We start from the raw sequence: 20,448 nt of genomic DNA, 5'->3' as shown, positions 1-20,448 counted from the left end.
GCAAGCGTCAGCGAGCTGCCTGGATGATCGCCATGTCGATATCCTTGAAGCCCTTGATCGTATTGGTCTGAGCGTTTCGAAACACCGTGTAGGACGAAAACGCGGCCTGATAAGCCGCCAGCAGACCAGGGTCCGATGCATCTTTCTTCAAGTCATCCAGCGCTTTGTCCAATGCGTCCTTGAGTTTGGATGCACCGTTTTCGAATGCCTCGGCCTGACGCCCGAGAAAGTCATCGGCAAAGTCGATGGGGATACCAATGTCGGCCATGAGTCACCTTTTAGTGTTGTGTAGGAAAATGCCAGGATGACGTGGTCATCTTGATGTAGCCCTGTGGGCCGGTCTGGAACGACTTGTCCTTGAGCAAGTCGTCCTTGAGCTCGACGGTGAAGTGCACGTAGCGATCACCCCACTGCCGGTAAAAGCTGTCGATGTACCGGCGAGCGTTCGCCAGTTCGGAATCCTGCAAATTGCCTGCAACGGCAAACGTGACACTGTCCTCATGCTCAATGCGGCTGAAGGCCAGTGACAGGCGCTGCAACCCCTCTTGCGCCAGATCGACGAGCAGGCTGTCATCCTGCATTTGCACCGTTATGTTCTGGGCATATGGCGCGGCCGAAAGCAGTGCATCGAGCAGCTTTGCCTGTTTTTGAGGTGTGAGCAGATTGCGTTGTGCACTTAGCAACAGTCGCGGTACCGATGGTTCCTTCAGATCAATGGAGTGCCAGGCCAGTTGTGGATCATGGTCAACCAGTAAATGCTCCAGCCGACGACGCTCCTGGTCCATCACCAGCACTTTGCCGCTCAGCGTGTTGTGGCGCACCAGCACTTGCCGACTCCAACCCGCATCGCGTTCGGAAGCCACGAACACATAGATCGCATGGTCACGACCACTCAACACCTTGGCTTCGTCACTGGCTCCGGTGATCAACGCGCGAACATCGGTTTCAGGTGTGGGTCCAGGCACCGACCAGACGCCGACCGCGGTGACCAGGGCAGCCAGCGCCAGGCCGCTGGCGACCCATCCAGACCAAGGGGCACGCCACCACACGACAGCGGCGGCTTCAGAGGTCGCGTCAGGTTGTAGCCCGAGAAGTTCAGGTGCCCAGGGCTGCTCTTCAGGCCGCAAGGCGATTTGCAGGCCGCCGATCTGCACCCTGGTGTGGAAAGCACAGTGGCGTATTTCCATTGACTCATCGAGCACCCGCAGCGGCAGGCCTTGCGGCGTGACTTGACCGGCCAATACTTCAAAATTGCATCCCCCCGACGCCAGGGGAACGAAGATCGCATCCGCCGGGACGCTGGCAGTCAGTACCCCCTCTCCCAACAGTTCCACAGCCCCTACCACGAACAGGGTTGTGCTTTCACCGAGGGGGAATTCGCAACCTTGCAGCGCGCCATTGAGTATCCGTAGAACGCAAGGTTGCGGGTCGGGGGCCGGCAGAACTGTCACCGTTCAAGCTCCAGGGCTATGAAATGAGCGGGCATGGTAGAAAGTCTGGCGGCAGGCTTCATGATCGAATTCTGCTGATCGCGCCCTGCACAGGATCAGAATCTTGCGCCAGCGCTCATGGCACCCTCATTGTCGAGCCAGGGAAAACACCTGGTAACGCTGCCAGACCTTGTGCGCATAGCGCAGGCGCGCGGCTTGCCGTTGAGCAGAATTGCCAGCGTTATAGGCACCCACTGCCGTCCAGTTGTAGCCGTAACGCGCGATAAAATCGGCAAGCACCGAGGCACCGACTTCAACTGACAGGCAAGGATCATCCAGCAGGCGCTGCTCAGTGATGCCCTGAGCGCTCAAACGGGGTAGATGATGGCTATTGATCTGCATGAGCCCGATGTCTCGCGAACCGTCCTTGTTGTAGTTCATTGCGTTCGGATTCTGTCCCGATTCGACATCGGCAATCGCTCTAAGCAGTTCGGGTTCGATCGCATGTCGCGTCCCCGCCTGACTCCAGCACCAGGCTTGCGCCTGGCTCGCGCCAAGGCACACCAGCACCGTTAGCCACTTGATGCTGCGCGGCGTCATGCCAGACGCCGCTCGCTGACCAGCGTCGGTCGCTCGCGAACAGGATGATCCTGCGTCGAGGCTTGATAGTGCACATGAGGCGCTCGTTGCAAAGAACTCCAGAGCGGCTCAACCACCGGAACACCTGACAAACCGGACCAACGCGACAACGCAATGCCATCAACGGATCGCAGCCTGGCCAGAGCCCGCCAGTTCTCATACAGGTCGCGGGCATTGAATGGATTGACGCCGAACAGCACATTCCAGGCAGCCAGTCCCTGTTCACCGACTGCGCTTTCGCAGAGCCCAGCCTGTTCGAGCTCGTCCCAGGCTGCCGTGTGCTGGCCAAAGTAAGCCAACACCACGACATACAGAATCACCAGCAACGAATTGCCCGAGGCGCCCTGTTGCAGAGCTCGACGAGCCATCAGCACGGCCGACTCGGGACTTGCGGCAAGCGCAATGCGCATACGCAAGACCTGTGCCCGTACGCAATCAGGATCATGCCGCAGAGCATTGTCGATACTTTGCGCAGCCTGCGCGTTGCGCCGCCAGAACCAGTGATGCCAGGCATGAAAGTAATGAACGTCTGCCTGATCGGCAGCCAGCAGACAGCGGTGGAAAAGCACCTGGGCCGCCTGTTCGCAGCCGCGCAGACTGGTGAGCAACGCCAGGCGAGCCAATGCAGGGATGTTGCCAGGGTCCAATGCCAAGGCATTGGAAATCGCCGATTGTGCCTCATCGATTGCCCGGCCCTGATAACACAACCCGATCATTGCCTGCCCCAGCCACGCATCCGCCAAACCACACCAGGACAGTGTGTAACCGGCATCAAGCTTCAGGCACTGGCGAAACTGCACCAGCGCATCGCGCAGACTTTGTGGAGTGTGCTGCTGCACGCTGCACAAACCACGCAGGTACGCCACCGCGGCCGGGTATGAGGAGCAGGCATCACCAACCAGATGCAAGCCGGGAGCACGCTGCGCAACCAGACACGTCAATGCCCCGAGCGCCGCCCCGAGATCACGGGCATCCAGTGTCTGCCCATGCAGCAGAAAGTGATCGCGGCCACGGATCAACTCGACCGACCATTGCCGCTGATCGCTCGGGCCGCTACAACGCCCGCTCAAACAGAAGTCCGCGGACAACTGCCCGATCAGCGACCGCACGTCGACGGGTTGTGCATAAGCCGCTATCAATCCCGAGGGAATGACGTGCAATACCTCGCCGAACGCCGTGGTCAACTGACGGATCATCACATCTTGCAGATCCAGCGCTGCCGTCTCCCCCAGATTGCGAAACGGCAGAACAGCCAGCGAAGGCGCCACAGTCCTCGCCTGAGCAGATGTGTCGAGTTCGACAACCGCACAGGTAAATCGATAACCCTGGCCGTACACGGTCGCAATGAAATCCTTGTTTTCCCTGAGTAGCTTGCGCAATGCGTAAATGCAGCGGGTCAACGATTCTTCGGCTGCATCCATCTCGGGCCATACATGGTCCAGCAAATAATCCTTGCTGACGACCGACCCCGCCGACTTCAGCAGCAGGCGCAGTACGTTCAACTCTTTGGGTGGGACGTGAACGCCCTCTCCATCTCGCATCAGCGTTCCATCGCCTTGCAATAGCCAGTGGTCAAAAACGAATGAGTTGACCGGCGATTGATCAGTTGCACTGTCCATATTTTGAAATTTCTCTATAGAAAGTTACTCAAGCGCAATCAAGCGCTGTGGGTGATCAGGCTCGAGATGACAAGCCGCGTGACTATAGGAAGTTGAGTAGGAGGATTCCGTAGGACTAGTAACCCTGTGACGTAGGAAAGTACGACACAATCAGTAAGCTCTCTTTAAAAATCAAGCATCGACCCGTAACCCGTAGCAAAGAAATACGACTCTCACAAAATGAAAAAACACGCCTTACAATCGTAACGGCAGACTGTTTTTAAACGCTCACCCCCACTTGCACTTTCTCACCAAACAACAAATGTCACCGACCGTACGCCACGCCGTCACATCAGCATCCGGTAGATCGATACCAAACGCCTCATTGATGGATATAACAATCTCTACAACACCCACGGAATCAACGCACAAATCTTCCACCAGTCGTGAATCCGACTTGATCGTCCGTCGATCAACCCGCAAATAACCTGACAGCACCTGTATAACCTGACATTCAAGATCATCACTCATGAAACCCGACATTACTCCCTCCAACAAAAAATCCGGGCACGACTCCAGCCCGGACAAGCCAGTACCACGCCCGCTTCAAGAATATTCTTTTACTGATATGCGACAGCTCCGCTTCAAAAATTCAACATAGCTTTCAACATATCTGCAAACTGATTCAGATGTGAAGACAAGGTCTTATTGAAGTTATCGTGATAAGCGTTGGCATTCGAATATTTTTGGGTAAAGGACTGCAATGTGTTCTTCATGCGCTCTTCCTGGGCATTGAAGCCGGTTTGCCAAGCCTGGAATTTGGCGGTATCCCAAGTAACCCAGCCGCCGGATGGAAGACTCTCGCGCATTCTCCATAGCGGCCCGGTGTCGATGACTACGCAGTAACTGCCGTCGGGATTTTGCTTGAGGCAACTTGCAGGCAGCCCCAGCGCTTCTCGCCACTTTTCTGCTTCCGCCCTGTTCGTGCCTCCTTTTCCGGGTTGGGGAAACAGCACGGATGCAGAATTTGGATGGCTGTACTTAGCGATCAGGTCATTGAGTGCTGTTCTCAGCGCACCGACATTCAACTTGACTTCTTTGCCCTCATTGGCGCCTTCAATCCAGTCTTTCAACTTCGCGGTAATGTCCGCATTGAAGTCGGAAAAGAAGTTCGAATAGGCTGCAATGATATGCTCATAACCGGCCAGGTAACGGTTCTTGATCAGGTCAATCAGCTCGAGCAGTTTGTCAAAGAACTCATTTGAAGCATTAATTTCCAGGTCAAACTCGTCAGCGATCTCATCCGGCATCGACATTTGTCTCAGCTCATCGAGAATACGATCTTTCTCATCGTAGAGTTGCTGACGTTGCTCCATTGGCAGCGTTTCGAGGCAATGAGTGAATACCGTTCCACTCTGCTGTATCTGGTGTATCAACATCAGCGATCGAATCTGTTTAGCGTGAGTCGGGTCGACAAACTCGGCAGACGAAAAATACTGCGCCAAAACCTCCGCAGGCGAGCCTTGAAGCGCTCTTGGAACGCCTGCCGGGTACTTGAGCATATTTTCCAGATTACGATTCAGCGCCTTGACCGAGCGCTCAAGCAATTGCGTAAGGGAAAACCCGGCGTGGACCTCGACAGGCATTTCGGCAGGCAACGGCGCATCAACAATGGCATTGAAGTCAGCAGGGACGCTGTTTGCCGGTAGTGAGGGCTCTGCGATTCTCATGCTGTTTCCTCACTTAGAAGTTTCTAAAAATTTCAAGGCGTGATTGAAAAAGCTGCATCACGATGTCCATGATTTTTTGCAAGAGAGCCGCATCGGCCGAGTCTTTCTGACCGACCTCGTCACTCAAGCTTTTCTGGGTATTTTGTGCACTCTGCTGCACGACTTCTTTCTCCCGCGCCGCGTGTTCGGCCATACGAACCAGGCTGGACACAACCTGGCCCAGGTTCATCGACATGGCGCTGAGCGAGCGACCGATTTCCAGTTTCTTCTCAATGCCCTTGCTGCCCATTTGGCTCAGCCAGTCGGAGGTTTGACCAACCTTTTGCGCCTTGAGGATTTCCCCGTCGAACCATGCCTGCTCCTGAGGCGTCAAGGTCGAGCCCTTGGGTTTGAAATCGACTGAAGTCGACCGGCCGACATCATCGAAGGTTTTTATCTTGTAGGTGGCTTGCGGGTCCCATTCATTGCGGGAGCGATGCTGCTCGAGGTCACTCTTGATATTGCCGGCATCCAGGGCATTGCGTTTGTGCAGGTTGATATCCGCATGTTTGAGCCCCAGACCTTGACCCGTTTTCAAGAAGGCGGCACCGGCGATTACTCCGGACCCGACGGCGGCGGTAACGGCACTGTAGAAGGCCGCATTGCCGGACTCGACAATGGCCGCGCCCTGGGCCTCGGCCGCCTCGGCCGCCATCACACCAAAATGCCCACGCAGTTGAGCGTTGACGACCCTGGCGATGTTCAGCGCAATAATTGCAGCGATCAATACATTGGCATGTTTTTCCCAAGCGCCTGGATCGAACATCAGATCGTTGAGCACTTCATCAGGGAGCATCATCGAAGCCGAAGCGAAATCTTGCCAGTCCGCTTCGCTCGGCTGGTAGGCGTCGATGGCGCTTTCGAGTTCCGCAGCCGTAGGGGCCGTGAGGTTAATGTTCTGGAGTACCTGCTTCGCCGCGAGTTGATCGATTGCCGAACCAGAAAGACGCTTGCCTTTAAGGTCCTTGGAAAATTGCTCCTGAGCGACCAACTCGCTCAGCCCTGCATCGTTGACCGGGTCGTGAGTCAATACCGTTGGAGCAGGCCTGATCGTGGTGTGAATGGTAGACATGCCAAATTTCCTTTAATCATTGATTCAAACGTGCCGGGCCATTTGCAGGCTGACGGTATGACTGCGTTGCATGTCGGCAAAGACCTGTTCGATTTGTCGAGTACGGACCTGCATCGCCTGGCCGTAGTCTTCGACCAATCGAGTGAGGTAAGCCGAGATTTCTTCGCTGATTGCCATGCGCACCCGCACGTCAGCCAAGTGCACGGCGGCCTGGGCCTGGTGATGGCCGCTAGCAACCTGCAAACCGCCCTGCACGGCCACATTGCCGAACTCGGTAACGGCCTGGGCAATCTGCAGATTGGCTCCGTAACGGGCCAGGGACACGGCATCGGCGCCATGGGTGATGAAGCCGCGCAACTGGGTCAGCATCTGGGTCAGTGAGTTACCGACCGAAGAAGCCGCCTGTTTGAACGCCTGCATGGCGGCGGGCGCGGCATTGGCAATCATCGAAGACAGTTTTGAGGCGATGGCGCCGACCATCGGCCCAATCACCTGTGCCCCGACCACGGCCACCAATGCAACGGCAGCCAGTGTTGCGGCAATGCCCTGGATCATGCCGGCGATTTGTGCGATGTCCTTCGCGGTCTCTGGGTCGACACCAAATGCCACCAGCAATTTTGTATAGATCTCGGTGAACAGCTTGATGGCTTCCTGCATGACCGTGGTCAGCGGCTTCATGGCTTCGGCCATGAACGACACACCGGTTGCTGACTGAACCGCGGCGTCGGAAATCATGATCGCCGCGCCAATCACACCCACCGCGATCAACACCGGGTTGGCCGTCAACACGCCGGCGGCGATGGTCGCGACGGTCAAAATCGCACCGACGATTTTGCCAATGCAGCCCATGGTCTTCTGCAACGCCTCGGCCTTGCGGACTTCTTCCAGATACTTTTCCGACTCAAGCTTCATGTGCTCCTGAAGCCTGGTTTGCAGCTCCAGGAAGAGTTCTTGATTGACCTCCTCCTTGTTCTGCGCTGCATCACCCAGCAATTCGATGATCTTCAAGCGGTTCAGCAGTGCCAGTGCGCTGCTGCTCAGCGCCTTTTCGTTGGCCTCCTTCACCGAAGGTCCGCCGAGCCCGGCTTCCTGCACCTTCACCGCCACCACGGCCAGTGTCCTGGCGCAGGCGTTGGCGAACTCGATCAGTTTCAGGTGGGCATCCGTCGCCTTTTGCAGTGTTTGGGTATGGCCCGTCAGCTCACTCTTGAGCTTGTCGCGCAGCGCCAGTTCGCTCGCGTATTCCGGTGACTCAGGATCAAGCCCCGCCAGCCGTCCTTCACTCTCATCCAGCTGTCCCTGGACCTGCCGAACCCGTTCCTGCAACTGATCGAGACGTTCCTGGCTGCTCCCGATCTCGCCCTCGGCAGCCTCCAGCGCCTCGACGGCTGCGGTGTATTCAGCCGTCAGTTTTTCATGCCCTTGCTGCCTGGCACCGGCCATGCTTTGCAACATCGCCATGCGATTTTTCAGTTTGTTGACGTCGACCTCGCCGAGCAGCTCACTGATCATCGCCATCAATAGCGTGAACAGATCACCGTTGGTTTCCTGTTTGTTGCCATCGGCGCGTGGTGGTGGGGCGTGCAGCACGGGCCGGCCCGAATTGGCGTTGGCTGCACCGTGTTGGCCTTCGTAACTCACCGACATCAGGCGGGCCAACGCGTCTTGGCCGGCCTTCTGATAATCGGCCGTCCTGGCGACCTGGCTGGCGGCCTTGCCATATTTTTCAAAGGCCTCGTTTCGAGCTATCGGGCCCGAAAATACCGGGTTGAAAGTACTTCTGATTTCACTCATGTTCAGTCTCCGAACAGTCCTTTTCAATGTGACTCAAGGTGTCGAGATACACCCGAGCCTGTTCGCGCAGATCGTCTTCTGTGGCCTGTTCCAGCACATACTCGAAACACAATCTGGCCTTGCCGATCTTGCCCAGCGCCAGGTGACACTGGCCGGTATGCAACATTGGCCGGTAGTCGTTCTTGCCTTGGGCGAAGGCGATCGCATACAGATCAATCGCTTTCTGGTGGTTCTGCTTGAGTTGATGTACGGCGGCCAACCCCATCCAGTAATGGCTGTTGTTAAAGTCGTAGATGCACAGGAAGTGAAAGAACTTCTCGGCATCATCCAGCCGTCCCTGTTCATAGAACTGAAAAGCGAAGGCGTAGAGGCTGTTCATGTGCTCGTCACTGATGCCTTGTACGTCTTTCAACGCCGCGCCACCGAGCACTGCATCCACGACGTCGAGGGCCAGTTGTTCATCTTGTTGTTTGTCGCGACTCATCAGCCACACTCCTGAAAAACGTCAGCGCTGCTGACGACTGCATTGAGCCAAAGCGCGGGTGAGCACGCTGCCAAATTGCGCTCATGCCAACGTTCGGAAGAAAAAGAAAAAGGTGGAAATCAGGCGTTCTCGACTTGCTCGAGCCAGATCAACAGACGCAATACTTCTTCGATTTCCTGCACCTGAAGGAAGCTGTAGCGCTGGTGGGTCTTGAAGATTCGTCGGGCCAGGGCAATGTCGTTGATCACCGGCACACCGACCTCTTTGGCATAGGCCCGTACCGCCAGGGCGCGTTGGTTGGTTTCCATCAGGGAGATGAACGGCAACACGGTGATTTCCGGACGGAAGTACACCCCGATGGCGATATGGGTCGGGTTGGCGATGATCATTCGTGAGCTGCGCACATCGGATTTGATTTGCTCCGACAGCAGCTCCCGGTGCAGGTCGCGACGGCGTCCCTTGATTTCCGGGTTGCCATCCTGCTCCTTGTGTTCGCGCTTGACCGCATCCTTGTCCATCATTTGATCTTTCATGAACAGCCAGTATTCGCTCAGCGCATCCAGCACGACGATCAGCAGCACGCATCCCAGGAACGCCAACACCAACACCAGTAACAAGTGCCCCCAGATTGCGAACAACTCCGGTGCCTGAGTGAACAGTTGGGCAAACAACAGTTGCCGCTGCGTGATCCAGACGATCCACAGCGCCATGGCAAAACTGCCCAGGTACAACAACGCTTTGACCGTGTCCTTGACCGTGCGCAGGCTGAACAGTTTTTTGAAGCCATTGATCGGGTTCAGCGCACCGAAATTGAGCTTCAAGGCCTCGCTGGCCAGCGCAAAGCCGCTTTGCAACAGCGCAGGCAATGCGCTGGTCAACACGCACACCAGCAACAACGGCAGCAATGCCTTTATCCCGACCAACACCAGCATCGCCGAGTACGCTTGCAGGTCCGCGTCAAAGTCACTGGCGATGATGCGCCGATAGACTTCCATGACCTCGAACAGTGAGCTGTTGAATACCATGTAAGTGATGCCGCAGAGGGTCAGGCAGGTGACCACCAGATCCTTGGCCTTGAACGTCTGCCCTTTGCGTGACGCATCGCGCAGTCGCTTGGCGGTGGGCTTCTCAGTTTTCGAGGCGCTGGACGACATCGGCGACCTCCCCGTCGGTACCCAGATAGCGCTCCAGCCCATGGGATTTCATGCCCATGCGCAGCACTTCATCCGGCAGGTGCACGCCGAAATACAGCATCAACACCACCAGCGCTACCAGGCTCTTGACCGTCAGCGACACCGAGAATGCGTTCATTTGCGGCGCGTACCGCGAGAGCAAGCCAAGCAACGCTTCGCTGACCAGCAGCGTGGCCACCACCGGTGCGCTGATCACCAGCGTCTTGCTCACCAGTGCATCGAGCAGGCTCAGGACGGATGGCAGGTGCATCTCACAACCATTGGCCGGCGTGCAAATACGGTAGCTGTGGCCAACGGTTTCGAGCATCAGCAACATGCCGCCGCCTTCGAGATAAACCACCGCGGCGAACAACTGGAGAAAATTTGCCAACTCCGACGTATCGACGCCGTTGGCCGGGTCTACGGTGCTGCTGAGCATTGCCCCGCGCTGGTTGTCGATCAGGTTGCCCATGGCGTGCAATACCCAGAACGGCCAGCACAGCAGGCATCCAAGCAGCACGCCAATGCCAGCCTCACGCAACACCAGACCAAAGAACGCCAATCCATCGAGCGCAGGCAGTGGCACACCCACATAGGCCCAGAATCCCGTCGCCACCAGCACAATGACAGCCTGGCGCGGCACGCCCGTGAGCACGCCACTGTTGAGAAACGGCAGCATGAAAAAAATCGGCGCGAGGCGTGCAACCCCAAGAATGGCGGCAGCGAACCAGGCGTGCAGGTCAAAAAACAATGTCACCGACATCGCGCTAACCCAACGCCAGACGGATGACTTCACGGCTGAAATCGAGCAGGGTTTCGCCATACCAGCCCGAAAGCAGGAACAGGCACGCGGCGACCGCCAACAGCTTGAAACCGAACGGCAGTGTCTGCTCCTGTAATTGGGTCACGGTCTGAATCAACCCGACCACCAGGCCGACCACCGTGGCGACAATGATCGGCCAAGCCACCATCAACAGGATCAGGTACAGGGTTTTATTGCCGGCATAGACCAGATCGTTCATGGACCGCCCCTACGCCAGCAAAGTCAGGTATTGCTTGACCAGCCCGGTGGACAGCAGCGCCCAACCGTCCAGTGCAACAAACAACACCAATTTGATCGGTACCGAAATGATCACCGGGCTCATCATCATCATGCCCAGCGCCAGCAGGATGCTTGAGATCACCAGATCGACGATGACGAACGGCAAATACAGGTAGAAGCCGATCTTGAAGGCGCTTTTGATTTCACTCAATGCGTAGGCCGGCAGCAGGGAAAACAGCGACGGCATGAGTTCTTCATCGGCGGGCAGACCGCTGTCGGACTCACTCTGCACCGCTTGTGCCCGCTCGAAGAACAGCGCCAGCTCCGGGTCGGTGTATTTACGCAGGTAATCCTTGTATCCGCCCAAGCCGTTCTCGGCGAAATTGACTACTGACTCGATGTCGGTAAAGGCCACCTGCTCTTCCTTGTAATAGCCATAGCCTTGTTTCATCACAGGTGTCATCACGAAAATCGCCAGCATCAAGGCAATCGCGTTGAGGGCCATGTTCGAGGGCACCTGCTGCAAGCCCAAGGCGTTACGCACGATGACAAAGACAATGGAAAACTTGATGTAGCAAGTGCCGGCCGCCACCAGAAACGGCAGCAGTGAAGCGAACGCGAGCAGCGCGATCAGCGAAACGTCATTCATCGCGGCATTCCGTCCAGTGAGCCGTCGCGATAGACCTCGAGCAACTCCACACCCAACTGCTCTTCCAGTTGCACCAGTTCGCCACGGGCCACCGGCTTGCCATTGGCGAGCACTTCGATGTGCCGCGCCGCATCGTCCGCCAGCGGGATCAGTTGTCCTCCGATGATCCGCGACAGCGTGGCCAGGTCGATGTCCTGGGTCGCGAGGACGAATTGCAGACGCACCGGCAAAGCGCCGAGGTCAACATCGGGATCGGAATCCGCCGAGCCTTGGGCGCCGGTCGCGGTCGATTGCATGTGTATCCCCTGTTCAGTAAAGGTGAAAACGCCGAGGCATTGATGCCCCAGACAGCATCGTTGCGAACGCTGAATGATTCGCAGGACATCACCCGCCTTCAGCCGTATCCCATGCCTGAGGTGACTCGACCCCAGCATCAGCTCCAGGCGCAGCGGCAAATCGCTCAGCCATGAGTCGGCGTCCAGGGGCAGGCTGGCGGCCCGTACCGGTGGCAATCGGGTCAGCCACAGGCGCCCACGAGGCGTGTCGAGCCATGGCAGTTCTTGCGCCGGCAATTGCCCGGGAAGGACGCCTTCGACGTCGGATACTTGCTGGTAGTGCAAGTCGTCTACCTTCAGCAGCAAGGGTTGCGGCACCGCGCGGAACAGTTCGACGATGTTCATCAGCGAGCACTCGACCGTCAGTAACGACCGCAAACCCGGAAGTGATCGATGCAACCAGTCACGGGCGTCGATCAAACCCCACCATTCCCCACCCTCGCCTGATGCGCGAAAACACAGGTAGCCCGATTGCCCTGGCGGATGACCTGAACCGGCGTCGACATCCGCGCTCCGCCAGCGTCGTATCGCTTGCGCGGCGGCATGCGCCCGAGCGTCGATCCGGCGCAACTTCAGTGCGCTCATGCGCCCTGCCCGTCTTCGGCCTGCTCGTCGTCCGGCGGCTGCCGCGAGCCCTGGCGCTGCTGTTCGCCGTCGCTATCGGTCAGGCGCCAGGCGGGTTCGCGGACGTGTTCCAGCGACACTTTGAGTTGTTCGAAAACCTGGGTATTGCTCGGGCTCAGTTGCAGGTTGCGGGTGGGCTCATCGGCCACACGGCTGATCGTCACTCGCCCGCTGACAGTTCCTTTATTGAACGGAACCTGCAGCAAGCCCCGGTCGGCAACCAACAAGGTTTCGATGATCGGGTCGAGGGCATCAGGTGCCGGCGGCATTGCGGGCGCCGAGGCCGCGGGTGATGCAACTGTCAGCACATGGCGTGCGGTCGGGAGGCTTGATAAGGCTTCGGGCCTTTGCCCTTCGAACTCAGGTATCTGGGGCTCACCTGCACTGGCGGCACGTTCGACCGGGAGCGGTTCGACGATGTTTGATGAGGGCTGGATCGGCCCTGATTCAATAATGGTCGGAGTCGCCAGGTTTATCGGTGCCGACGCGACAATTCTGTCGACAACAGGCGCAACGTCAGCCAGAGGTGACAACAACCGAGGCTGCACAGGTTTACTCAACAGCGGCTGCGCTTGTGGAGGAGACGCCGGTGTGAGCGGCCGTACTTCGTCGAGTTCAGCTGCCAGCTTTTCCGGGAGCGCGACCATCGCCTGCACAGTGATTGCGCGACCTGTGTCCATCAGGGGCCGATGACGCAGGATCAACGGCGCCATCAGCTCCAGAACACCTTGTGGCAACTCTTCTTCCTGCACCGGCAACAGCTTGTCGTGCAACTCATCCATCGGTTGTTCGGTGACGGGGTCCAAGGGTTGAACCGGCAAGGGCGAAATTAAAGATACATTGCGCATCGCGAAACTCCGTTCATCTCTTCGACTTCTCTTTCATCCCGGCGCACCTGCTCCAGCCGTTGCCTGCGTAACAGCTGCTGAACAGCCCCCTCGTACTTGTCGTGCTTGCGCTGCGCGAACCGCAGTTGCTCGCGCTGCGCCTGCAACGTTTGCTCAATCTCCCGGCACTGCTGATCGACCCGGTCGCGCTCCAGGCGCACCAGATTGATCTGCCGCCGAATGACCGCCTGCCTGCGCAACAGCGCCAATAGTTGCCCGTGATCGAGCACACAGTCACTGGCGCGATGGCTGGCCAACAAACTGTTTAGCGCCGCTTCTTGTCCGTCGAAAGCGGCCCGTTCCTGCACCAGCGGCTGCAGTTGCTGCCGGGTACGCGTTATCAGCAGTTCCGCGCGTTGCCGACGGAACTGGCTGAGCGCCAACAGGCGAAGAGGATCGGCTAGTGGATTCATGCCATGAGCCCCTGTAATTGGCCCAGGGCCTCGTCCGGTTCACAGCATTCGCCCGTGGGCTGGCGCAACCACTGATCGAGGGCTGCGCGGCGTTGCAGTGCCTGGTCATTGGCGGTGTCCGCGCCTGGGCTGTACTCGCCCATGTCGAGAAAAACCTGCAGCTGCTCAAGCCGCGTCAGCGTATCCCGAGTCGCCGCCGCCAGTTGCTGCACCTGCGGAGGGGTGACTTGCGTCGCCACGCGACTGACGCTGCGCAACACATCGATGGCCGGGTAGTGCCCCTTGGCCGCCAAGGCTCGACTGAGGTAGATGTGTCCGTCGAGAATCGAACGAATCTCCTCGGCGATCGGGTCCGGCTCGTCGTCACTTTCCAGCAGCACCGTGTACCAGGCGGTAATGCTGCCGGACGCGGTCACACCCGGTCGTTCCAGCAGGCGCGGCAAGGCATCGAACACCGAGGCCGGATAGCCCCGTCGCGCCGGTGCTTCACCCGCCGCCAGGGCCAGGTCGCGACGGGCCCTGGCATAGCGCGTCAACGAGTCCAGCAACAACACCACACGCTGGCCCTGGTCACGGAAATACTCGGCGATGGCGGTGGCCTGGAGCGCCGAATTGCAGCGATCCACCGAAGAAAAATCCGACGTGGCGAACACCACCACGCAGCGTGAGCGTATTGCAGACTGACGCAGATGCTCGATGAATTCGGTCACTTCGCGGCCGCGCTCGCCGATCAGGCCGATGACAAAAACATCCGCATCCGTGTGATTGATCAGCATATTGATCAGGGTGGTTTTGCCGGAGCCGGCGGCGGCGAAAATGCCGATGCGTTGACCGACACCGCAGGTCAACAAACCATCGATCACTCGAACACCCGTGTGCAGCGGCTCCGCCACCGGGCGCCGCTGCTGGTACGACGGCGGGTCGGCATCCACCGGATAGTCCTGTTGCGCCAGTGCCGTAGACGGTGCCAGACGCTCGACGATAGTGCCCTGAGGGTCGACTACGCTGCCGAGCAAGGCGTCACTGCAGGCCAGTTGCAGGGTCGAGCCCGTGGGCACAATCATCGATTCCCTGGACAAACCTTTCGCATCACCCAGCAAGGTGAGCAGAACAGCGTCGGGTTTGAAGCCGATGACCTGCGCCCTGGCCACGACCTGAGGCAGGCGCCAGTGCCGCCGTACTTCGCAGACCTCACCCACTACCACATCGCCCAAAGCGGCTTCGATCAAGGGACCGCTCAAGCGCAAGGGATGGGCCGCATGCCTTTCCAGCCGGGCGTTCATCGACGTAACAGTTCGCACAGCGTTTCGGTTGCCTGCACGAAAGCATCCAGGGCTTGCGCGAAGTGTTCAGCGTCGCCGAGGGCGTGGGCATTGGCCATCAAACGCAGTTCGAGTCGTTCCTGAACGACGCACAGGTGCAATTGCCCGGTGCGGGAAAAAGCATTGCCCTCCAACAAAAACTGCATCAAATCGACGGCACAATGGTTCATTGCACCCGGGTTCGCTTCTGCGACTGTCGTCCAGACCCAGGCATCGCCATCGACCATCCCCACGTTGATATCGGGCAGATTCTTCATCTGCATTTCGATGGTGCTGTGACTATCAAAATGCCCTATCTGGCTGTCCATGCAGCCACTATGACGCAGCGCTTCGCGCAACAGATCGGCAATATCCATTGACATCATTTGCGGGGTTTCCTTACAGGGTTTTGATCACATTGACGGAGACGGTCTCGCAGACTTCGCCGAACGACATCACGTCCAGCTCGCGACAACGCCCCTCGATAAGCTTCTTGATGTAGCGCCGTACATCGACCGAACACAGCAGCACCATGTCCTTTTGAGCAATGTGCACACTGTCCAGGGCGACGCTCAGGCGATCCATCAGCTCTTCGGATTCGGCCGGCTCGAGGTTGATGAAACTGCCGGCCGAGGTTTGCCGAATCCCGCGCCGCACCACCTCTTCGAACTCAGCCGACAACAGCAACACCCGCAAGTCATTACCCTGGGCAAACTTGTTGCTGATGTAGCGGGCCAGCGAGCCACGAACGTGCTCGACCAGCGCCAACGCGTCTTTTTCCCGGGACGCCCAATGGGCCAGGGACTCAAGAATGAGCTTCATGTTGCGCACGGAAATGCGCTCGCCGACCAGGCGCTGCAGCACTTCGGTGATCTTCTGCACGGTGACGTGACGATAGACTTCCTTGAGCAGATCGGGGCAGCGGGTTTCCATTTCGTCGAGCAGTTGCTTGGTTTCCTGCACGCCGAAAAACTCCTGGATGTTGCGCGCCAGCAAGGTGACCAGGCAGCGGTAGCATTCCTCGTCCGCCGGGCGCAGGTGATAGCCCAATTGCTGCACCCGTTCCCGGTCGGTGGCGTTGACCCACACCCCGCCCAGGCGATTGCTGTCACTGCCGCGCACCAGGGCAAAGCCCATGGGTTCCAGTTCCGGCGAGTAGTCGAGCAACCGCCAGTGATCGAAATGGATATCGAATTGCTCGGCGCGCACTTCGTTGATCAGCACCGCCACTTGATGCGCCGGCAAGGCTTCGCTGGCGCGCAATTGCGGCTCAGGAATGCGCAGTCCGTAATCGACGAAAAACTGGCTGCGAAAACGCGCTGCCCAACGGGCCCTGGTCAATTCGTCGAGACGCGCGGTGGGCACCAACAACATCAGCGGGATGGTTTCGGTGGCAATATTGTCGATGTCCTCGAGCAGGCCCGAGCTGGTCTGCAACGCTTCACCCTGCGTCGACGATGGCCGGCTGTCACCCTGGCCCTCGGCCCTGGAGGCCTGGCGTCGGCGTACGAACAGCAGCAGTGCCAGGGCCGCGGCGATGGGCAGGAAGGTCAGCAGCGGAAAGCCGGGCAACAGGCCGACACCCACCGCCAGCAGCGCCGTCACCCCCAGCACAAACGGATGACCCAGCATCTGGGCGAGCATGTTGCGCCCCAGGTTGGCATCATCGCCGTTGACGCGGGTGACGATGAAGCCGGCGCCAATGGCGATCAGCAACGCCGGAATCTGCGCCACCAGCCCATCGCCGATGGTCAGCAGGGTGTAGGTCGACAACGCTGTGGACAGGTCCATGCCCATCTGCCCGACGCCAATGGCCATGCCGCCGATGAAGTTGACGAAAATAATGATGATGCCGGCGATGGCGTCGCCCTTGATGAACTTCATCGCGCCGTCGAACGAGCCGTACAACTGGCTTTCGCGCTCCAGCACGCTGCGCTTTTCCTTGGCTTCCTCGGCCGTGATGGCGCCAGCCTTGAGGTCGCCGTCGATGCTCATCTGCTTGCCGGGCATGCCGTCCAGCGAGAACCGCGCCGCGACTTCGGCCACCCGCTCCGAGCCCTTGGTGATCACGATGAACTGGACAATAGTGACAATGGAAAAGATCACGAAGCCCACCACCAGGCTTTCACCGATCACGAACTCACCGAAGGAGGCGATGATCTCCCCCGCATCAGCCTGGCTGAGGATCAGCCGGCTGGTGCTGATCGATAGCGCCAGGCGAAACAGGGTGGTCAACAGCAGCAACGCCGGAAAGGTCGAGAAACTGAGGATGCGCTCGATGTAGAACGACCCCAGGAACACCAGCAGCGAAATCACGATGTTCAGGCCGATGAGAAAATCCACCAGCATCGTCGGCAGCGGAATGATCAGCATGGCGATGATCATCACCATCAGCGACAGGATCAGCAGCTCCGGGCGAGCGCTGACGTTGCGCAAAAACACATTGAGCATGACGGGTCAGTTCCGGGAAAAAGTCATGAGCTGCCGCCGGGACGACGCCGCTCAATGCATTCGAGGGCATAGGCAATGTCAGCCAGGCGCGTGAACTGCTCTGCCAGACGCAGCGGCGCCTGTTCATCGGCAAACAGCGGCGCCGGTAATTGCAGGCTGAGCCGGCGCACTTTGTGCAGCACCATCGAACGCTCATGGTGCGCACTCAACAGCACGCGCTCGCCCAGGACGCCGAGCAACAGCTGGTCGAGATCATCGGGGTAGGTCAGCACACCGAACAGGAATACCAGCCAGTCGGGCTCATCGGGGTTGTGCCGGCAGATGAGTGCATCACCGAGCAGGCCGCGGATAAACAGGTCATCGGCTGAACGCAGGCGTTTGAGGTCGTTCACCCGGGCCAGCAGTTGACCGAACTCCACGTGCGAACAACTGGGGTCCTGGGCGCTGATGTCGGTCAGCAATGCGGCCTCAATGAAGGCCAGCACAGCGCTGCGTTGCGTTGCGACGGACCGTACAACGCGATCCAGTCCTGATAGCAACTGACCGACCCGCTGTCGGACTCGATAAAATCCCGGTAGGTCTCGCGCAACATGTCTGCGCGCACCGTCATGCTCGCACCGAACATTCTGGCTTTGAGGGCGGTATTGATCCCGGCACTCATGCGCTTGGGGGAGCCTTGGGCAACCACCGTCTGCAGCAACATTTCAAGCCGCTGACGAGTCCGTATCTCGAGCTTTTTCCGGCGCAGCAGTTCGCGCAGCACCAATGCCAGGTCGCTATCGTCGGGAAACAGGTTGCGTACCATCTGCAGCAACCAGCTGTTGGACTTGTCCGCCAGCCGCGCCAGGCTCAGCACCTGCCGTGCCTTGGGCACGGTATCGTCCTCCAGGACTCTTTCGAAGGAGTCGGTCAATGCATCGGACTTGAGTTCGAACTGCCGCCGGCCACGGAACTGGGTCAAGGCTGCGGACATTTCATCGCTGATCTGTACAAAGCGCCGGGCCACGTCGACCGTTGTGCCGTCGTCAAGATCAAGCTCTGCCTCGACCTGCGGTTGCGGATGCTGAGCGGCCTTCTCGGCATTCAAGCGTGCCTGGGCCGCTCGCCCACCGGTGGAAATCGGTGGCAGGATCATTTTTCTGTCGCCCGGAAAAAGGATCGACGCACCCGTTCATGCTGTTGCGGGCTCAGCAATCGCGCGTCCGGCTCAACCGCGGCGGTCTCAAGGGCGTCGAGAATTTCCTTGGGCTGAATCAGGAACACCCGCACCGTATTGGCCGAGCGGTTCTGCCGATAACTGAACAATCGCCCGATCCACGGAATCGAACCCAGTACCGGTATCCGTCCGATTTGCTCGCTGTTGTCATCGCGGGTGAAACCGCCGACCAACAGGCTCTTGCCCTGGGGCACCCGCGCCACCGTGCTGATCCGTGTGCGCCCGACCGTTGGCAAACTGCCGGGTTGCTTGTCCCGGTCAGGTTTTTCTACTTCGTTGCCGTCTTCGATATTGAGTGACATTTCAATTTCGTCCGCCTGGGCGAAACGGGGCAGAACGCTGACGAGCGTGCCATAGGTCACGTGCTGCAAATCGACACTGCGCTCCCCCACCAGCGGGGCATAAAACGTGCGGTTGTTGTCAAAGATCGCCGGCACGTTCTCTTGTGTCAGGATCACCGGACGCGAGACCACATTCGCTCGGTTGGTGCGCTCCAGGGCCATGACCTGGGCGACGAACGAAGCGCCATCAAGGGTGGTCGCTGAGCCGGCGTTGAGCGATACAGTGAATGTCCCGCTGGACTTCAATGCGCCCTGCCAGTTAATGCCCAACTGATTGAGTTCGTCCTTGTGCAAATCGATGATCCACAACGACAACTCCACATGTCGTTTCGGCGTGTCCAGTGCACTCACGAGATTCTCGATAAAGCGCACCTGCTCCGGAAAGCCCTTGACCAGCAGGCTGTTGGTGTCCGGATAGGCCACCACGCGAATGTTTCCGGCCGCCATCTCCCGGGCAATGATCTGCGGTGCGGTCGGGTCCTGATCGGAGGATGTGGTCGCCAGGCCTTCCAGGGGAAACGCCGGCATCGCCCCCTGCGCTCGCTGTGTCGGGGCTTGCGCCACGGCCGGCTCGACCTCGCGCTTCTCGCCGCGCAACAGATCCTCGATCACGGTGGCCAGCCCGGGAAGGGTCACCTTGTCATCGCGCAGCTCGTATTTACGGTCACTGACAAAAGTGTTGTGCACCTGGATAACACCGATCTGCTGCCTGCCCAGCAACAGTTCCGAGCGCTGGTTATCCATAAGACCGGCCGCTTGCACCACCAGATCGACATACATCGGCGGTCCCGACACATGGAACGTACGCTGGCCGTCATGGCGCAATGGATAACGGCCATCGAGCAGCCCGGACCGCTCGAGAAACGCCTGGAGCCTGGCCACGGTCAGGGTCTGCAGCGACATCATCGAGCTTTTCACTTCCGCGGCGTCATACAGATAGATCGCCTGGCCATCGCTGTACCAGATCAACCCCATCTGTGCGCTGACCCGCTCGAAGGTCCGTTGCGGCGCGCGCAGGTCAAAGCTGCCGGAGATCCGCTTGGCCGAGGCAGCCTTGCTGATGATCACCGGTTTGCCCAACGGCCCGGACAACTCCGAAAAAAACGTGCGCACACTCTGTTCGCGAGCCACGTATTGATCGGCATTCGCCCGCACCGTACAGGGCACCAGCATCAATAGGGCAGCCAGCCAGAAGGGCAAAACATACAAGGATTGAACGGCGTGGTTCATC

20 protein-coding genes and 1 pseudogene are annotated in these 20,448 nt (G+C 58.7%); all 21 read right to left on the bottom strand.

Features of this window, described 5'->3' with window-relative positions; all coding sequences use genetic code 11:
* Nucleotides 1-7: 7 nt before the first annotated feature.
* The gene (sctF, locus tag B0D71_RS11960) at nt 8-268 is read right to left on the bottom strand and encodes a type III secretion system needle filament subunit SctF (protein ID WP_103394945.1); all 261 of its coding nucleotides are present in this window, start codon (nt 266-268) and stop codon (nt 8-10) included.
* Nucleotides 269-278: 10 nt separating this feature from the next.
* Nucleotides 279-1,451 (bottom strand): PrgH/EprH family type III secretion apparatus protein, encoded by a 1,173-nt coding sequence (locus tag B0D71_RS11955; RefSeq protein ID WP_103394944.1) that lies wholly within the window; start codon nt 1,449-1,451, stop codon nt 279-281.
* Nucleotides 1,452-1,577: 126 nt separating this feature from the next.
* Nucleotides 1,578-2,030: a transglycosylase SLT domain-containing protein gene (locus tag B0D71_RS11950; RefSeq protein WP_103394943.1), complete on the bottom strand. Its 453-nt coding sequence runs from the start codon at nt 2,028-2,030 to the stop codon at nt 1,578-1,580.
* Entirely contained in the window at nt 2,027-3,610 is a 1,584-nt protein-coding gene (locus B0D71_RS11945) for a winged helix-turn-helix domain-containing protein (RefSeq protein ID WP_240635690.1), read from the bottom strand. Before B0D71_RS11945 ends, B0D71_RS11950 begins: the two co-directional genes overlap by 4 nt.
* A 345-nt stretch (nt 3,611-3,955) precedes the next feature.
* Nucleotides 3,956-4,198 carry an acyl carrier protein gene (locus B0D71_RS11940; protein WP_240635689.1) on the bottom strand — a complete coding sequence of 81 codons (243 nt, stop codon included), beginning with the start codon at nt 4,196-4,198 and terminating at the stop codon, nt 3,956-3,958.
* 113 nt (nt 4,199-4,311) lie between these two features.
* Entirely contained in the window at nt 4,312-5,397 is a 1,086-nt protein-coding gene (locus B0D71_RS11935; RefSeq protein ID WP_103394940.1) for an IpaD/SipD/SspD family type III secretion system needle tip protein, read from the bottom strand.
* A 13-nt stretch (nt 5,398-5,410) separates the two neighbouring features.
* Nucleotides 5,411-6,508, bottom strand: a complete 1,098-nt coding sequence (locus B0D71_RS11930; protein ID WP_103394939.1) for a cell invasion protein — start codon at nt 6,506-6,508, stop codon at nt 5,411-5,413.
* 24 nt (nt 6,509-6,532) lie between these two features.
* Nucleotides 6,533-8,302 carry a type III secretion system translocon subunit SseC family protein gene (gene sctE, locus B0D71_RS11925; RefSeq protein WP_103394938.1) on the bottom strand — a complete coding sequence of 590 codons (1,770 nt, stop codon included), beginning with the start codon at nt 8,300-8,302 and terminating at the stop codon, nt 6,533-6,535.
* The gene (gene sicA / locus B0D71_RS11920) at nt 8,295-8,786 is read right to left on the bottom strand and encodes a type III secretion system translocator chaperone SicA (protein WP_103394937.1); all 492 of its coding nucleotides are present in this window, start codon (nt 8,784-8,786) and stop codon (nt 8,295-8,297) included. Before sicA ends, sctE begins: the two co-directional genes overlap by 8 nt.
* Before the next feature lie 119 nt (nt 8,787-8,905).
* Nucleotides 8,906-9,940, bottom strand: coding sequence for an EscU/YscU/HrcU family type III secretion system export apparatus switch protein (locus B0D71_RS11915; protein WP_103394936.1), 1,035 nt, complete (start codon nt 9,938-9,940; stop codon nt 8,906-8,908).
* Nucleotides 9,915-10,721: a type III secretion system export apparatus subunit SctT gene (gene sctT, locus B0D71_RS11910; protein ID WP_103394935.1), complete on the bottom strand. Its 807-nt coding sequence runs from the start codon at nt 10,719-10,721 to the stop codon at nt 9,915-9,917. The genes B0D71_RS11915 and sctT overlap by 26 nt, the downstream gene beginning before the upstream one ends.
* A 4-nt stretch (nt 10,722-10,725) precedes the next feature.
* Entirely contained in the window at nt 10,726-10,980 is a 255-nt protein-coding gene (locus tag B0D71_RS11905) for an EscS/YscS/HrcS family type III secretion system export apparatus protein (RefSeq protein WP_020795892.1), read from the bottom strand.
* Between the two features lie 9 nt (nt 10,981-10,989).
* A complete protein-coding gene (locus B0D71_RS11900; RefSeq protein ID WP_103394934.1) occupies nt 10,990-11,649 on the bottom strand; it encodes an EscR/YscR/HrcR family type III secretion system export apparatus protein in 660 nt (219 codons plus the stop codon).
* Nucleotides 11,646-12,569 (bottom strand): FliM/FliN family flagellar motor switch protein, encoded by a 924-nt coding sequence (locus B0D71_RS11895; RefSeq protein ID WP_103394933.1) that lies wholly within the window; start codon nt 12,567-12,569, stop codon nt 11,646-11,648. The genes B0D71_RS11900 and B0D71_RS11895 overlap by 4 nt, the downstream gene beginning before the upstream one ends.
* Nucleotides 12,566-13,456, bottom strand: a complete 891-nt coding sequence (locus B0D71_RS11890) for a SpaN/EivJ family type III secretion system needle length determinant (RefSeq protein WP_103394932.1) — start codon at nt 13,454-13,456, stop codon at nt 12,566-12,568. Before B0D71_RS11890 ends, B0D71_RS11895 begins: the two co-directional genes overlap by 4 nt.
* Nucleotides 13,438-13,908, bottom strand: coding sequence for a type III secretion protein (locus B0D71_RS11885; protein ID WP_103394931.1), 471 nt, complete (start codon nt 13,906-13,908; stop codon nt 13,438-13,440). The genes B0D71_RS11890 and B0D71_RS11885 overlap by 19 nt, the downstream gene beginning before the upstream one ends.
* The gene (sctN, locus tag B0D71_RS11880; RefSeq protein ID WP_103394930.1) at nt 13,905-15,191 is read right to left on the bottom strand and encodes a type III secretion system ATPase SctN; all 1,287 of its coding nucleotides are present in this window, start codon (nt 15,189-15,191) and stop codon (nt 13,905-13,907) included. The genes B0D71_RS11885 and sctN overlap by 4 nt, the downstream gene beginning before the upstream one ends.
* Nucleotides 15,188-15,595, bottom strand: coding sequence for an InvB/SpaK family type III secretion system chaperone (locus tag B0D71_RS11875; RefSeq protein ID WP_103394929.1), 408 nt, complete (start codon nt 15,593-15,595; stop codon nt 15,188-15,190). The genes sctN and B0D71_RS11875 overlap by 4 nt, the downstream gene beginning before the upstream one ends.
* 13 nt (nt 15,596-15,608) lie before the next feature.
* A complete protein-coding gene (locus B0D71_RS11870; RefSeq protein ID WP_103394928.1) occupies nt 15,609-17,660 on the bottom strand; it encodes an EscV/YscV/HrcV family type III secretion system export apparatus protein in 2,052 nt (683 codons plus the stop codon).
* 23 nt (nt 17,661-17,683) lie between these two features.
* Nucleotides 17,684-18,795, bottom strand: a pseudogene (gene sctW / locus B0D71_RS11865) (type III secretion system gatekeeper subunit SctW).
* Nucleotides 18,792-20,447: a type III secretion system outer membrane ring subunit SctC gene (gene sctC, locus B0D71_RS11860; protein ID WP_103394927.1), complete on the bottom strand. Its 1,656-nt coding sequence runs from the start codon at nt 20,445-20,447 to the stop codon at nt 18,792-18,794. The pseudogene sctW and the gene sctC overlap by 4 nt, the downstream one beginning before the upstream one ends.
* Nucleotide 20,448: the final 1 nt, after the last annotated feature.

This window comes from Pseudomonas laurylsulfativorans, from assembly GCF_002906155.1.
GTDB lineage: Bacteria > Pseudomonadota > Gammaproteobacteria > Pseudomonadales > Pseudomonadaceae > Aquipseudomonas > Aquipseudomonas laurylsulfativorans.
Note: the sequence above shows the minus strand (reverse complement) of the source record. Positions and strands in the feature narration are given on the sequence as shown.